The following is a 15,439-nucleotide window of genomic DNA, read 5'->3' as shown; positions in this document are numbered from 1 at the left end:
GAGGCGTGCATGAGGAGAGGACCAGTCGGACGCGGTGCGGTCCTGCTGTCGGCAGGGCTGGTCGTCGCGGCCCTGACACCGGCGGCACCCGCGGCCGCGCGGACGACCGTCACCGCGCAACGGCACGACCCCGGCACCGCGACCCCCACCACCGTCACCCTCGTCACCGGCGACAAGGTCAGCGTGACCGACCTCGGGCACGGCAGACGGACCGTCACCGTGCGGCGGCCCGCCGGGGCCACCGGGGCGGTGCGCACGCAGACGAGCGACGGCGACATCACCGTCGTACCGGACGAGGCGCTGCCGTACCTGCGGGCCGGCACCCTGGACCGGCGGCTGTTCGACGTGAGCGGGCTGATCCGGCAGGGGCTGACGGACGCCCGGTCCGGCGCGCTGCCGCTGATCGTGACCTACGGCAAGGGCGCGCGCGTGACCACCCCGGCCGGGACGGAGCGCACCCGGTCGCTGCCGAGTCTGCGCGGCGCCGCCGTGACGGCGCACCGGGAGCGCGCCTTCTGGCGGTCCTTCACGCACGGCCGGAGCGTCGGCAAGGTCTGGCTCGACGGGCGGGTCGAGGCCGACATGGCGCAGAGCAACGCCCAGATCGGCACGCGGGCCGCTTGGGACGCCGGGCTGACCGGCAAGGGCGTCACCGTCGCCGTCCTCGACACCGGCGTCGACCTGAGCCACCCCGACCTCGCGGACCGGGTCGGCACCACCAGGAGCTTCGTCGACGGCGAGGAGGTCGCCGACCGCAACGGGCACGGCACGCACGTCACCTCCACCGTCGGCGGCAGCGGCGCCGCGTCCGGCGGCACCGAGCAGGGGGTCGCGCCCGGCGCCACCCTCGCGGTCGGCAAGGTGCTCGGCGACCAGGGCTCGGGCAGCGAGTCGCAGATCATCGCGGGCATGGAGTGGGCGGCCCGGGACGTGCACGCGCGGGTGATCTCCATGAGCCTGGGCTCGACCGAGCCGAGCGACGGCACCGACCCGATGGCCCAGGCCGTGAACGACCTCTCCAAGGAGACCGGCGCCCTCTTCGTGGTCGCCGCGGGCAACACCGGCGCCCCGTCCTCCATCGGCTCGCCCGGCGCCGCCGACGCCGCCCTCACCGTCGGCGCCGTCGACTCCGCCGACCAGGCGGCCTACTTCACCAGCGCGGGCCCCCGCTACGGCGACAACGCCCTGAAGCCGGACGTGTCCGCACCCGGCGTCGACATCCTCGCCGCCCGCTCCCAGCTCGTCGAGGGCAGCGGCTACTACACCTCCATGAGCGGCACGTCCATGGCGACCCCGCACGTGGCCGGGGTGGCGGCCCTGCTCGCCCAGGCCCATCCCGACTGGACGGGCGCGCAGTTGAAGGACGCGCTGATGTCCACCTCGAAGCGGCTCGACGCGTCCGCCTACCAGCTCGGCGCGGGACGGGTGAGCGTGCCCGACGTGGTCCGGGCGCGGATCACCGCCACCGGCAGCGCAGACCTCGGCTTCCACAGCTGGCCCTACGACGCCGACCGGCCGGTCACCCGGACCCTCACCTACCGCAACTCGTCCGACGCCGACGTACGCCTCGACCTCGCCGTCGAGGGCGGCCCGGACGGGCTGGCCACCCTCGCCGACCCCGCGCTCACCGTGCCCGCGCACGGCACCGCGTCCACCACCGTCACCGGCGACGGGTCGAAGGCGCCGGTCGGACAGAGCAGCGGGCAGATCGTGGCCTCGGGCCCGGACGGCACCCCGCTCGCCCACACCGCCTTCGGGCTGGTCAAGGAGGAGGAGCGGTACACGCTCACCGTCCACGTCCGGGACCGCGACGGCGCACCCACCGCCGCCGACCTCGCCGTGCAGCGGCTCGCCGAGGGCGAGGACGCCCGGCCCGCGCACGTCGGCGACTCCGGCACCCTGAAGCTGCGGCTGCGGCCCGGCACCTACAGCCTGGCCTCCTTCCTGGACGTGCGCGGCAGCCACGGCGCCGACTCGCTCGGCCTCGGCTTCCTCGCCGCCCCCGAGACCGTCCTCGACCGGGACCGGGAGGTCACCCTGGACGGGCGCCGGCTGCGGGAGATCAGGGCCGACGCCGGCCGGCGCACCGAGACGCGGCAGCTCCTCATGGAGTACGACCGCAAGGCGAACGGCGCCGACCTGTTCGGCGCGGTCCAGGTGCCCCTCACCTACGACAGCGTGTTCGCCGCGCCCACCGCGAAGGTCACCCGGGGCAGCTTCGAGTACCGCACCGTGTGGCGGCTGGCCGAGCCGCTGCTGACGGTCCGGGGGATCGGCGAGGCCACCGTGCAGGCGGGCGGGACGCTCCTGGCAGGACGGACCAGGCTGCCGCTGGTCGACGTCGGGGACGGGCCGTTCACGAAGGTCGCCGGCAAGGCGGTGCTCGCCCGCCTCGCCGACGGCGCCGACCCGGCCGCGCTCGCCGAAGCGGCCCAGGAGGCGGGCGCCAAGGCGCTGTTCGTCACGGACGACGCGCCCGGCCGGCTGATGGCCTGGTGGGGCACGGACGACAACGCCGACCGGCCGCTGCAGATCGCCACGGTCGGCCGGGCGGACGCGGCACGGCTGCGGGCGGCCGGCCGGGCCGACATGACCGGCACCCGCAACTCGCCCTACGTGTACGACCTGTCCGAGGGCCACCCCGGGGCGATCCCGGACCGGTCCCTCACCTACGCGCCCACCAAGCGCCAACTGGCCGCCGTGCACGTGAGCTTCCACGCCTCCGCGCCGGTGAGCGGCGGCGAGTTCCGGTACTCGATCACCGACACCTTCCCGGTCGGGCTCGGCTTCCAGGAACGGATCGACCTGCCCGCCGAACGCACCGACTACGTCTCCACCGGCCCCGGCCAGCGCTGGCACGAGTCCGTCACCGTCCGCGACGGCGCCCTGGAGGAACGCAGCGGACTCGTGCGCTACGACGGCGGGACCCGGCCCGTGCTGAACTGGTTCCGCCCCGTGTGGCACCCCTGGCTCGGCACCGGCCTCGGCTGGGGCCAGCAACGCGCGGGCGACCAGATCCAGTTGAACACCCCGGGATGGGGCGACTCCGGACCCGACCACACCGGCTTCGGCGACGTCTGGAGCGAGGGCAGCGGGATGACCCAGACCACCGCCGTCTACCTGGACGGCACACAGGTCGACCGCCGCACCGGCTCCGGCGCCTACGTCCGGGACGCGCCCGCCGACGAGCACACCTACGAGGTGGTCACCGACACCGCCCTGGACGCGGGCAGGTGGCAGCCCGCCACGAAGGGCCACAGCGAGTGGACCTTCCGGTCGGCGGCCACCCCGGAGGACCACTGGACCAGCCTGCCGCTGATCAACCTCGCCTTCCGCCTCGACACCGACCTCGCCGGGACGGTGCGCGCCGGACAGCGGCTGCCCGTCGCCCTCGGCGCGCGGTACGTGGCCGGCGCGGCCGGCACCGGCACCCTCGGCGGCGGCCGGCTCGCGGTGTCGTACGACGACGGCGCGACCTGGCGGGCCGTCCCGCTGACCGCCGGCCGGGGCGCCGCCTGGCACGGCACGCTGACCGTGCCCCGGCACGCCGCCCACGTCTCCCTGCGGGCCTCGGCCCGCGACGACAGGGGCGGCTCGGTGACCCAGGAGATCGTCCGCGCGGTGGGCGTCAGGTAGCCCGGGACGGGGGGTGGCCCGCGGCCTCGACGACGCCGCGGACCACCCCCAGCTCCACCAGGTCCTGCGGCCTGATGCGCAGCTGGTCCGCCGTCGCCTCCACCTCGTGCGGCGGCCGCTTGAGGATGGCCGCCGCGAGTTCCGGCGCTATCACCGAGAAGTAACTGTCGGGCGTGACCCAGGTGTTGCCCGGTGCGGCCAGCGCCAGCGCCCCGCCGGAGCCGCCCTCCCCGACGACCAGCGTGGTGACCGGCACCCGCGCGCAGGCCACCGCCGAGAACACGTCGGCGATCGCCGCCCCGGCCCCCTGCCGTTCCGCCTCGGCGTCGTTGGCCGCACCCGGGGTGTCCACCAGGGTCAGCACCGGGATGTCAAGCCGGTCGGCGAGCCGGATCAGCCGGGCCGCGGTCCGGTACCCGGCCGGCCGGGTGGGCGCTCCGGTCTGCGCCGCGTACGCCACCGTACGGCCGTCGCGCGCACCGAACCCGCACAGCATGCCGCCGGGGTCGACACCGCCGCAGCGGTCGCCGCCGAGCGCGGCCCGGTGGCTGAAGTAGGCGTCCAAGTAGGCTTCCGCGCGAGGGCGTTCGGGGGAGCGGGCCCGGCGGACGGCCTCCCAGCCGGAGCCGGGCAGCGCGGCCGGACCGAGGGCGCGCGGTGCGGGTGCCTCCGTCGCCGGGCTGGTGAGCAGCCGCAGCCAGGTGCCGAGCACCGCGCGCAGCTCCCCGGGCCGCACCACGGCGTCCGCCGACCCGGCGGCCACCTGTGCCTCGGCCGTGTAGGCGGCCGGGTCCGCGTCCCGGGGCCGTACCCGGGAACCGGCGAAGCCGACCTGGGCACCGGGAAGGGCCAGGACCACGTCGGCCCCGGCGCCGAGGGTGGCCCAGCCGCCGCCGGTCGTCGGGTCGCGCACCACCGCGATCTGCGGCAGGCCCGCCTCCCGGGTGAGCGCCGACTCCCGGGCCACCCGCTGGAGCTGGGTGAGGGCGAGCATGCCCTCCTGCATCCGGCTGCCGCCGGTGGCGACCAGCGGCACGACCGGCAGCCGGTGGGCCCGCGCGTGCCGGTACGCCGCCTCCAGTCGGTCGCCGGTGCGTTCGCCCAGCGAGCCGCCGAGGAAGCCGAACTCGAACGCGAGCAGCACCGCCCGGGTGCCGCCGACGCTCGCGGTGCCGCAGACGACGGACTCCTCCTCGCCGGTGCGCTCGGCGGCGCGGGCCCGGGAGGCGTCGTACCCCTGCCAGCCGAGCGGGCCGTCCACCGCCGGCCGGCGCGTGGCGACGGCGAGTTCGCCGAACGTCCCCTCGTCGGCGACCAGCGCCAGGACCTCCCGTGCCGACAGCCGCTCAGGCATCGGCCACCAGCGCACGCTTCATGATCTTCCCCATGTCGTTGCGCGGCAGCGCGTCAAGAAGGTGGAGCACGCGCGGCCGCTTGTGCGGAGCCAGCCGCCGGGCCACGTGCCCGGCCAGTTCCTCCAGGGACGGCGGGGCGCCCGGGTCCGCCGGGACGATCCACGCCACGATGCGCTCGCCGAGGTCCGCGTCCGGCTCCCCGGTCACCGCGGCCTCGCGCACCCCCGGGTGCTCCAGCAGCGCGTTCTCGATCTCGCCCGCCCCGATCTTGTAACCGCCGCTCTTGATCAGGTCGGTGGCCTTGCGCCCGACGATGCGCACCCCGCCGTCGCTCTCGCGCACGGCCATGTCGCCGGTGCGGAAGAAGCCGTCGGCGGTGAACGCGGCGGCGGTCGCGTCGGGCCGGTTCAGGTACTCGGTGAACAGGTTCGGGCCGCGCACCTGGATCTCCCCGACGGTCTCCCCGTCGTACCCGGCCACCTCCGTGCCGTCCTCCTCCACCAGCCGCAGCTCCACGCCCGGCAGCGGCACCCCGACCGTGCCGGTCCCGGCCGGGCCGTCGGCGCGCACGCTGGTGTTCATCAGCGTCTCCGTCATGCCGTAGCGCTCGATCACCCGGCGGCCGGTCGCGGCCAGGATCCGCTCGTGGTCGTGCACGGGCAGCGCCGCCGAGCCGGAGACCAGCAGCCGGGCCCCGGCCAGGGCCTTGACCAGCTCGGGCTCGTCCGGGAGGGCCTCGGCGATCCGGTGGTACATCGTCGGCACCCCGAACAGCATGGTCGCGCCGTCGTTCAGCTCCCGGGCCACGCCCTCGGTGCCGAACCGGCCCAGGTGCCGCACCGCGCCGCCGCGCCGCAGCGGGCCGAGCACGCCCAGCACCAGACCGTGCACGTGGAACAGGGGCAGGCCGTGCACCAGCACGTCGTCGCCGGTCCACTGCCAGGCGTCGGCGAGCGCGTCCAGCGTCGTGGCGAGGGCACGGCGCGGGATGACCGCGCCCTTGGGCGGGCCGGTGGTGCCGGAGGTGTAGACGACCAGCGCCGGGTCGGTGTCCCCGGCCCGCTCCTCGGGCACGGTGCCCACGGCGCAGGCGTCCACCTCGATCCGGGCGAGGCGGCCGAGTTCGGCGGGCACCTCGGCGCCGGGCGCGGTCAGCACCAGGTCCGGGGCGCTGTCGGTGACGATGTGGGCCAGCTCCCGGCCGCCCGACCTCGGGTTCAGCGGCACCGCGGGCACCCCGGCGAGCAGGGCGCCCGTCACCGCGACGGCGGTCTCCAGTTCCGGAGTCGCCCACACGGCGACCCGGCCGGCATCGCGGAGGCGGGCGGCGAGCGCACCCGCCGCGCCCGCGAGCGCGCCGTACGTCAGCGACCGTTCGCCGAACCGCAGGGCGACCCGCTCGCCCGGACCGTCCGCCAGGGCGGGGAAGAGGGAGGACACGCGGCGCACTCCTTGGGACTCGGTGACGGGCTCGGGGACGTCGACACCTTCCTACACCAGCCGCCGCGTTCCGACGACCGTGCTCAAGTCGGCCGCGAGCCGCAATTCGGCCGACCTGAGCGCCGGATGGCCGAGCCCGGGCAGCCGGGCCCGGTCGACCGCGCCCCCGCGCGGCGCACGGCCGCCCGCCGTCGACGGGCACGGCCGGGCATTCCGCCCTGCCCGCCGCCGTCGAGCACGCACCGTGCTGGGCGGCGACCGGCGGCTGATCGAGAAGCGCGGCCCGTTCGACCTGCTCCGGTGGCGACCCGTCCATGGCGGTGTACGCGGCCGGTCCGGTCGGTGCCGTGGCCCCGGGCCCGACCGGATCAGGCCGCCGCTTCCACCAGATCGGCGACGACGCAGCTCACGTTGTCCGGGCCACCGGCCGCGTTCGCCGCCTCGATCAGGGCGTGCGCGGTGGTGTCCGGGGCGGGGGAGGCGGCCAGCAGCGCCCGGATCCGCACGTCCGGGACGACCGTGGACAGGCCGTCGGAGCACAGCAGGTAGCGGTCGCCCGCCCGGGCCTCGTGCAGCCGCAGGTCCGGCACCGGCGGGGTGTCCGTGCCCAGCGCCTTCAGCAGCAGCGCCCGCTGCGGATGGCTGACGGCCTCCTCGGGGGTCAGCCTGCCCTCGTCGATCAGGGACTGGACCACGCTGTGGTCGTGGGTGATCCGGAACAGCTCGCCGTCCCGCAGCAGGTACACCCGGGAGTCCCCGATGTGGACGAGGGCCAGCTTCGACCCGGTCCACAGCAGCGCGGTCAGCGTGGTCCCGGCCTCCTCGCCGTCCGCCGCGAGGTCCAGGACGGCCTCGCTCGCCCCCCGCACGGCGTCCTCCAGCACGTTCAGCACACCGCCCGCGGCGAGTTCCTCCCCCTCGTCCAGGAACTTCAGCGCCTCCACGGCCGCGCTGCTCGCGGGCGCCCCCGCCGTGCCGAAGCCGTCGGCCACGGCGAGCAGCCTGCGGCCCGCGTACACCGTGTCCTGGTTGGCGGTGCGGACGTGCCCACGGTCGGAGCGGGCGGCATAACGCAGTTCCAGCATGGTGGTGTGATCCCTTCGCGAATCGGCCGTCAGCTGGTCGACGAGGAACGCGGCGAGATCCCGGCGCACGGCCGTCTCCGCCTCCACCCGCGCCCAGTACGCCCGGACCTCCCGGGCGGCGTCCGCCCGGTCCAGGGCGCACACCGCGCGGATCCCGGCCAGCGGCATGCCGAGCCGCCGCAGCCAGGCCACGAGCCGGGCCCGCTCCAGCTGCCGCACGGCGTAGTACCGGTAGCCGCTGGAGGGATCGACCCGTGCGGGCCGCAGCAGATCCAGCTCGTCGTACAGCCGCAGCGCCTTCGGCGACAGCCGGCTCGCCTTGGCGAAGGCGCCGATCGTCAGCAACTCCATGAGCACCTCGCGCTCTCGTCGTCCACCACCGATGCTGGGGCTTCCCCGAAGGTGAAGGTCAAACGCGCTGTCCCGGTTCCCCGGCCGGTTGTTAGCCTCCCCGGTGATCGAACCGCCGTACGCAAGGGAGTCCGACGTGCCCCGCATAGCCCTCGCCACCTACGACCCCGGCACCGAGCCCGGCAAGGACAGGGACCTCCCGGTGCTGGTCGAGGCGCTGCGGGCGGCCGGGGCCGACGCCGAGGCGCGGCACTGGGACGACCCCCGGGCGGACTGGGGCGGCTACGACCTCGTCCTCATCCGCTCGACCTGGGACTACAGCTGGCGGGCCCGGGAGTTCGGGGCGTGGGTGGAGCGGGTCGGCGCCATGACCCGGCTGGCCAATCCGGCCGCCGTCGTGCGCTGGAACTCCGACAAGCGCTACCTCGGTGAGCTGGCGGCGGCCGGTGTGCCCACCGTCCCCACGCGCTACGTCGCTCCCGGCGAGCCCGCCGAGCTGCCCGCCGACCACGAGTACGTGATCAAGCCGACCTCCGGCGCGGGCGCCCGGTTCGCCGCCCGCTACACCCCCGACGGGCACGACACGGCCGTACGGCAGCTCGCCCGGATGCACGCGGAGGGCTTCACCGCGATGGTGCAGCCGTACCTGCGGAGCATCGACGTCAGCGGCGAGCGGGCGCTGCAGTTCTTCGGCGGCCGCCTGCTGCACGCGAGCCGCAAGGGCGCCGTCCTGGCACCCGGCACCCCTTACGACGCGGACAAGGTCGCCCACCCCGACCTGGTGCCCTGGCAGCCCACGGACGAGGAACTCGCCGTCGCCGGGAAGGCGCTGGCGGCCGTTCCCGGCGCACCGGGGCTGCTGTACGCGCGCGTGGACCTCGTGGACGGGGAGGACGGGCGGCCGCGCGTGATGGAGCTGGAACTGGTCGAGCCGAACCTGTTCCTGTTCCTGCACCCGGCCTCGCTGCCGCGCGTCACGGAGGCGATCCTGACGGCTGCGGAAGCCTAGGGGCCGTCCGCGCGTCGCGCAGGCGGACGCCGACGCCGGCCACCAGCGCCTCGTAAGCTCGTTCATGTCACAAGGCAGCAGGAACGGCGGGGAGTTGACGTGGACAAGGTATGGCTGGTGACCGGTGCGAGCAGCGGCTTCGGGCGGGCGATCACGCGGGCGGCGGTCGCCGCGGGCGATGTGGTCGTCGGCGCGGCCCGGCGGCCCGAGGCGCTGGACGAGCTGGTGGCCGCGCATCCCGACCAGGTGGAGGCGCTGCGGCTGGACGTCACGGACATGGCCGCGATCGAGCGGGCCGTACGGGACGTGGTGGCCCGGCACGGGCGGATCGACGTGCTGGTGAACAACGCGGGCCGCACCCACGTCGGCGCTGTCGAGGAGACCACGGACCAGGAGCTGCGGGACCTGTTCGAGCTGCACTTCTTCGGTCCGGCGGCCCTGGTGCGGGCGGTGCTGCCGCACATGCGGGAGCGGCGCTCCGGCGCGATCGTGCAGATGAGCAGTATGGGCGGGCAGATGTCCTTCGCGGGCTTCGGGGCGTACAGCGGCACGAAGTTCGCGCTGGAGGGAATGTCCGAGGCGCTCGCCGACGAGGTGCGGGAGTTCGGCGTCAAGGTGCTGATCGTGGAGCCGGGAGGGTTCCGGACCTCGCTGATGGACTCCGCCCGGGCCGGGGTCAGCGCGGACAGCGGGGTGTACGCGAGGGTGAGCGAGACCCGCGGGTTCGTCGCGGGCGGCGACGGTACGCAGCCCGGTGACCCCGCCAAGGCGGCGGCCCTCATCCTGGCCGCGCTGGAGGCGGAGCGGACCCCGCTGCGGCTGCCGCTCGGCGACGACGGGGTGAGCGCCGTCCTGACCCATCTCGACCAGGTCCGCGAGGACGTCACGGCCTGGGAGAAGCAGGCCAGGGCGACGGCCTTCGACGCGTAGCCCCCCCGGGGACCCCCGCTACGCGCGGATCGCGGTCCGCTGGAGCAGCCCCCAGGTGAACTCGGCGACCACCTCGTGCCGTACGCCGTCGCGGCCGGGAGCGGTGAGGGCGAGCCCCCAGCGGGTGGGGGCGGTGCCCTCCAGCGGGCGGGCCGGGGCGAAGGCGCGGGCGGCCTCGTCGACCGTGCAGGACCACGGGGTCAGGTCGTCCAGGGTGCGCAGCGTCGGGGCCGGCGCACCCGGCGCCCGCACCAGCCACTCGTTCCACACCGCGCCGTCGGGGGAGACCAGCACCTCGAAACGCAGCTCGGGCCAGAGCGGCAGGGCCCACCGGCGGGCCTCGCAGTCCACTTCCCCGAGGCGGCGCGCGACGACGTCCTCGGGCGGGCCGAGCACCGAGCGGTAGCGGGCGCCCGCGGACCGGGACCCGGGCGAGCGGACCATCGCCTGCCAGCGCTTGTTCGTCTCCCGCATGTCTGCGACCGACGCGCCCAGCCGGCGCCGGGCGTCCTCGACCAGGTCCGGATTGTGGTCGGCCATGCGGCGCAGCAGCACCAGCTGGAAATCGAGTCCCATGGCACCCATGGTGCCCGGCTGCCTCCGGACCATTGCCCGCGCAACCCGCGATGACTAGCCTGTGTTCGCCATGCCGATCGTCTGTTGAAATTTCGAACACAGACACCCAGACCCAAGGGAGGGGGCCGGACGTGGGACGTCTCGTGCCTGCCGTGACCCGGGCTCTCGACATACTGGAGCTGTTCCTCGACGGTGACGGGACGCTCTCCGCCCCCGACATCGTGCGCAGGCTGCAACTGCCGCGCACCACCGTGCACGAACTGGTCACCACGCTCGCCGCACGCTCGTACATCGTGCCCGTGCCGGGACAGCCCGGACGGTACCGGCTCGGCGTGCGGCCGTACCAGCTCGGCAGCCGCTACGCCGAGCAGCTCGACCTCGCCGCCGAGGGGCAGCAGGTGGCCCGCTCGGTGGCGGAGACCTGCGACGAGACGGTCCACGTGGCCATCCTCGAAGGCACCGACGTCATCTACATCGCCAAGGTCGACTCCACGCACGCGGTGCGCATGGTCTCGGCCGCGGGCCGCCGCCTCCCCGCCCACTGCACCTCCGTCGGCAAGATGCTGCTGGCCTCGCTGCCCGAGCAGGAGCTGGGCGCGCGGATACCGGACGGCGCCGAGCTGACCGCGATGACCCCGAACAGCATCACCGATCCGGCCGCGCTGCGCGAGGCCCTGGCGGAGATCAGGCGGCGGGGCATCGCGGTGGAGAGCCGTGAGTCCAACCCGGACGTGTCCTGCGTGGCGGCCCCGGTGCGCGACCGGGCCGCAAAGGTCGTCGCCGCCCTGTCCATCTCGGTCCCCATGATCCGCTGGAGCGAGGAGCGCCGGGCGGAGCTGGAGCAGCTGGCCGCCAAGGGCGCGGCGGAGCTGTCGGAGCGGCTGGGCCACCGGTGCGCGGAATGACGGCCTACGAGGTGGCCGTGCGCGCGCAGGCCGCGCTCGGCGAGGGGCCGACCTGGGACCCGGCGACGGGCCGCCTGCTCTGGGTGGACGTCCTGGGCATGCGGATCCACACCTACGACCCCGCGACGGGCCGCCGTACGGTCCGCACCACCGAGCAGCACATCGGCGCCGCCAAGCCCCGGGCGGGCGGCGGCCTGGTGCTGAACCTGCGCGACGGCGTCGGTCTGCTCGACCCCGACGGCACCTTCCGCTGGCTGCACCACGAGCCGGTCGCCGGGCGCCGCGCCAACGACGCGGCCGTCGCCCCCGACGGCTCCCTGTGGGCCGGCACCATGCGCTACGACGAGGCGACGGGCGGCGGCACGCTGTCCCGGCTGACCGGCGACGGAGACGTGCGCACGGTCCTGCCCGACGTCACGGTCAGCAACGGCACCGGCTGGAGCCCCGACGGGAGCCTGATGTACTACGCCGACACGCCGACCCGGCGGGTGGACGTCTTCGACGTCGACGGCGACACCGTCCGCGACCGCCGCACGCTGGTGGAGATCGAGGAGGGCGCGGGCTTCCCGGACGGCCTGACCGTCGACGCGGAGGGCTGTGTGTGGGTGGCGCTGTGGGACGGCGGTGCGGTGCGCCGCTACACGCCCGGCGGCGAGCTGGACCGCGTGGTCCCGCTGCCCACCCCGCGCACCACGGCGTGCGTGTTCGGCGGCCCCGGCCTGACCGACCTGTACATCACGACGGCCGACGTCGGCCTGCCCGCCCCCCACCCCCTGTCCGGCTCCGTACTGGTGGTACCGCACGCAGGCAGAGGCCTCCCCCAACCCCCCTTCAAGGGCTGACCGGCGCGCGGCCCGGAGCCGCCCGGCAAGCCGCCCCCGCTAGAGAATCCCCGCCGCCTTCATCTCCTGCGCGGTCAACGGCGGAGCCGCGAGCGGGGGCAGCAGCGGCCCCACCGCCGCCGCCAGCAGCACGCTCGGCGCCAGCAGCACCTCCGCCCCCCGCTCCAGCGAGGTCACGTCGGTGACCCGCCGCGCGATCCGGCCGTTGCCCGTGGCGGTGCGCAGCAGCCGGCCGACGTAGGCGGACAGGACCCGGTCCCGCAGGGTGGGGCCGCTCTCCGTGGCACCCGGGTAGAACACGTCCGCCCCGATCGCGAGGTCCCAGGCCGCCCGGACCGTACGGCCGACCGCGCGCTGCACGTGCCGGGACAGGCCCGGGGAGCCCAGCCCGTGCCGGCCGGTCACGTCCCGCAGGGCCAGGGCCGACTGGGCGGAGACCGCCATCCCGTGGCCGTACAGCGGGTTCAGCGCGCACAGCGCGTCACCGAGGACCACGAAGTTCTCCGGCCAGGCCGGCGCCTTCTCGTAGAAGAGGCGGCGGTTCGCGGTGGTCCGGGTGACCGACACCTGCGTGAGCGGCTCCGCGCCCGCCAGCAGCCGGCCGATGAGCGGGTGCCGCAGCCTCTCGGTCGCGTACCTGGCGAAGTCCGCTTCCGTGCGCGGTACCGCGTCGTTCCGGCCGCCGATCAGAGTGACCATCCACTTGCCGTCCTCCACCGGAATCAGCACGCCCCCGCTCCCGGTCCCCGTGCCCCGCGGATCGGGCGCGATGTTGACGACCGGGAACCCGCTCCGGGCCCGCTCCGGCGCCCGGAACAGCCGGCTGGCGTACACCAGGCCCGAGTCGACCTCCCGCCGCTCCGGTGCGGGCAGGCCGAACTCCGCCAGCCAGTGCGGGGCCCGGGAGCCGCGGCCGGTGGCGTCCACGACCAGGTCGGCGCCCAGCGTCCGCACCGCGCCCTCGTGGGTGCGCACCCGGGCCCCGGTCACCGCCGCGGCCGTGCCCGCCAGGCCCACCGCCTCGGCCCGCTCGACCAGTTCGATCTCCCCGTCGGCCAGCACGAGCCGCCGTACCACCGAGTCCAGCAGGTCCCGGCCGGCCGCCAGCATGAACGCCGACTCGGCCCACCGCCGGTACCAGCCGTGCGGGGACAGCGCCACCATCTCGGTGGTCATCGCCATCCGGTTCGCCCCGGCCGCCCGCAGCCGCGCGGTCGCGCCGGGCAGCACCTGCTCCAGCGCCCGCGCGCCGCCCGACCAGAGCTGGTGCACGTGCCGGGCCTGGGGCAGTCCCTTGCGCGGGTCGGGGCCCGCGGGCAGCGCGTCCCGCTCGACCAGGGTCACCCGGGCGCCCGTCGAGGCCAGGGCGCGGGCCGCGAGCAGACCGGCGAGGGAGCCGCCGAGCACGACGGCGGCGGGCTTGCGTTCACTCATGGACGGCAACGCTCTCTGCTGGGGCGGCCGCGAGCGCGCGGACCGCCTCGATCTCGTCGGGACTGCGCAGGGCCCGGGACACGGCCCCGATCTCCTGGAGCAGGTTCGTGGTGTCCGGCCCGGCGGCGGCCCCGGACGGCTCCGGGCCGCGGCTCCTCGCCTCGACGGCGTCGAGGACGCTCACCGCGGCCGCCAGCGCCCGGGCCCGCTCCGGCGGGTGCCCGAGGCCGAGCGCGGCCTCGTACGCGCGCCCGCCGAGACCGGTGTCGATGTGCCGGGCCAGCGGCAGCAGCACGTCCCGGATGAAGGTCTCGCGCCGGGTGAGCCGCAGCTCGGGCGTGGCCCGCAGCACGAACGGCACGCCCTCCCCGCCGGCCGTGCGCATCAGCAGGTACAGCGGCCGCAGTTCGCGGTGGGCGAGCCGGACCCGCCAGCGGTCGTGCAGGTACTGGCCGGCGTGCGGAAGGATGAAGCCGACCGCGATCAGGATGGCGGACAGGGCGGCGACGGGCGGGGCGAGGTCGGTGCTCAGCCAGTCCAGGTCCCGGCCGGTCCACCGCGTGACGACCGCGACCAGCTTGGACGCGTCGAAGATCAGGTTGAGCGCGTAGCCGGCGCCCAGCAGCTTCAGGCCCCAGCGCAGCCAGGCGTCGAGGCCCTCGGTGCGCACCCAGTTCCAGATCAGCCGCGAGGTGATCAGGCAGGCGACGGCGTGCGCGACGAGGTAGAGCAGGATCTCCTCGCGCATGAAGGGGGTGGTGGCGTAGTACGTGTCCAGGTCCCGCAGCCGCTCGACCGGCGCGTCGGCGAGCAGGAACAGCACCCACAGCGCGACCACCACCGCGGCGTACACGGAGATCACCCACCGCATGGCGCGGCGGGTGGCGGCCGAGCGGTCGGACCGCCCGTTGCGCCAGGTGATGATCAGCAGCAGGCAGGACCCGCAGAACGCGGTGAGCAGTGAATAGCACCAGGGCGCCGAGATGTTGGGCACGCCGGTGAGCCGGTTGACGGTGGCGATCGTGGACGGGGTGCAGAACACGAACACCCCGCAGGCGAGCAGCAGCAGCCCGCCGACCGCGCGCAGCAGCGGGTCCCGCCACAGCCGGACGATGGTGGGCAGCTTGATCAGCAGGGCCGCGGTGAGCACGGCGGTGGGGATCCAGAAGGAGATGTAGAACTCGCCGAGCAGGTCCGGCGGGTCGAGCGCCAGCAGGGTCACCGCGCGGCTCCCCGGCGGCCGCGGTAGCCGAGCGAGCGCTGGACGGGGTCGAGGTGCGGGCCGGGCCCGGTGCCGTCGAGGTAGGGCCGGAACGCGGTGGCGAGCCGGTGGCCGAAGTCGTCGGCCTCGGCCTCGTCGGCCTCCCGTGAGCCGTTGCGGGCGGCCACCGTCAGGGCCAGGCCGGACCAGCGGGGCTCACCGGCGAGCGCGCGGGCGGCAGCGGCGCCGGCCGGGTGGTGGTGGTGCCGGTGCCCGGCGTGCAGGTGCCACAACTCGTGGCCGAGGATGACCAGTTGCTGCACCGATTCGGCCCGCTCCTCCACGATGACCAGGTCGAAGTCGTGGAACTCCACCCACAGCCCGGTGACTTCGATCTCGTCCGGGAAGCGCTCGAAGCGCAGTTCCACCGGCCGTCCGGCGCGCCGGGCGCTCATCTCCTCGCACAGGGCCCGGCACAGGTCCCGTAAGCCGCCCGGCGGTCGCGGGCGGGCGCGGACGGCGGCGGCGAGGTCGGCCGCGAGGGTGCGTGTCACCGGGCCGGGTCGGGAGCGGCGCAGCCGTGCGGTGAGCCGTACCGCCCGCTCTCGCGCACCCGCGACGCCCATCGTTCCCCCTTCAAACCACCGGTGTGCGGCCCTCCGAGCGTACGCGCCT

The 15,439-nt window shown here is 75.4% G+C and carries 12 protein-coding genes; 5 read left to right on the top strand and 7 right to left on the bottom strand.

The features are described 5' to 3' along the window. Positions 1–9: 9 nt before the first annotated feature. Positions 10–3,636 (top strand): S8 family serine peptidase, encoded by a 3,627-nt coding sequence (locus tag B446_RS12605; protein ID WP_020939825.1) that lies wholly within the window; start codon positions 10–12, stop codon positions 3,634–3,636. On the opposite strand, the gene B446_RS12600 is transcribed toward B446_RS12605, so the two are convergent. The 3 genes from B446_RS12600 to B446_RS12590 form a co-directional block, all read right to left on the bottom strand. Next, a complete protein-coding gene (locus tag B446_RS12600; RefSeq protein WP_193384454.1) occupies positions 3,629–4,990 on the bottom strand; it encodes a carboxyl transferase domain-containing protein in 1,362 nt (453 codons plus the stop codon). The genes B446_RS12605 and B446_RS12600 overlap by 8 nt on opposite strands. Continuing rightward, positions 4,983–6,431, bottom strand: coding sequence for an acyl-CoA synthetase (locus B446_RS12595; RefSeq protein ID WP_020939823.1), 1,449 nt, complete (start codon positions 6,429–6,431; stop codon positions 4,983–4,985). The genes B446_RS12600 and B446_RS12595 overlap by 8 nt, the downstream gene beginning before the upstream one ends. A gap of 368 nt (positions 6,432–6,799) precedes the next feature. After that, positions 6,800–7,867 (bottom strand): MerR family transcriptional regulator, encoded by a 1,068-nt coding sequence (locus tag B446_RS12590; protein WP_043478116.1) that lies wholly within the window; start codon positions 7,865–7,867, stop codon positions 6,800–6,802. Positions 7,868–8,003: 136 nt separating this feature from the next. On the opposite strand from B446_RS12590, the gene B446_RS12585 reads away from it, so the two are divergent. Together B446_RS12585 and B446_RS12580 are read left to right on the top strand one after the other, a co-directional pair. Continuing rightward, on the top strand, positions 8,004–8,876 hold the full coding sequence (locus B446_RS12585; RefSeq protein ID WP_020939821.1) for an ATP-grasp domain-containing protein: 873 nt from the start codon (positions 8,004–8,006) through the stop codon (positions 8,874–8,876). 99 nt (positions 8,877–8,975) lie between these two features. After that, positions 8,976–9,806 (top strand): oxidoreductase, encoded by an 831-nt coding sequence (locus B446_RS12580; RefSeq protein ID WP_020939820.1) that lies wholly within the window; start codon positions 8,976–8,978, stop codon positions 9,804–9,806. Positions 9,807–9,824: 18 nt separating this feature from the next. On the opposite strand, the gene B446_RS12575 is transcribed toward B446_RS12580, so the two are convergent. Next, positions 9,825–10,382, bottom strand: coding sequence for a hypothetical protein (locus B446_RS12575; protein WP_020939819.1), 558 nt, complete (start codon positions 10,380–10,382; stop codon positions 9,825–9,827). Positions 10,383–10,513: 131 nt separating this feature from the next. Here B446_RS12575 and B446_RS12570 point away from each other — a divergent pair, with 131 nt between their 5' ends. Together B446_RS12570 and B446_RS12565 are read left to right on the top strand one after the other, a co-directional pair. Continuing rightward, positions 10,514–11,287, top strand: coding sequence for an IclR family transcriptional regulator (locus tag B446_RS12570; RefSeq protein ID WP_043475449.1), 774 nt, complete (start codon positions 10,514–10,516; stop codon positions 11,285–11,287). Then, positions 11,284–12,129, top strand: coding sequence for an SMP-30/gluconolactonase/LRE family protein (locus B446_RS12565; RefSeq protein ID WP_020939817.1), 846 nt, complete (start codon positions 11,284–11,286; stop codon positions 12,127–12,129). The genes B446_RS12570 and B446_RS12565 overlap by 4 nt, the downstream gene beginning before the upstream one ends. 39 nt (positions 12,130–12,168) lie before the next feature. Here the strand turns inward: B446_RS12565 and B446_RS12560 are convergent, their stop codons facing one another. Genes B446_RS12560 through B446_RS12550 form a run of 3 tightly spaced genes read right to left on the bottom strand, consistent with a single transcriptional unit; the run spans position 12,169 to position 15,390 of the window. Then, entirely contained in the window at positions 12,169–13,563 is a 1,395-nt protein-coding gene (locus tag B446_RS12560) for an FAD-dependent oxidoreductase (RefSeq protein WP_020939816.1), read from the bottom strand. Then, complete coding sequence (locus B446_RS12555; RefSeq protein WP_020939815.1) at positions 13,556–14,785, bottom strand: MAB_1171c family putative transporter; 1,230 nt, start codon at positions 14,783–14,785, stop codon at positions 13,556–13,558. Before B446_RS12555 ends, B446_RS12560 begins: the two co-directional genes overlap by 8 nt. Further along, entirely contained in the window at positions 14,782–15,390 is a 609-nt protein-coding gene (locus B446_RS12550; RefSeq protein ID WP_020939814.1) for a hypothetical protein, read from the bottom strand. Before B446_RS12550 ends, B446_RS12555 begins: the two co-directional genes overlap by 4 nt. Positions 15,391–15,439: the final 49 nt, after the last annotated feature.

This window comes from Streptomyces collinus Tu 365 (assembly GCF_000444875.1).
Classification (GTDB): domain Bacteria; phylum Actinomycetota; class Actinomycetes; order Streptomycetales; family Streptomycetaceae; genus Streptomyces; species Streptomyces collinus_A.
The sequence above is the reverse complement of the archived record's forward strand: the minus strand, read 5'-3'. Positions and strand labels throughout refer to the sequence as shown.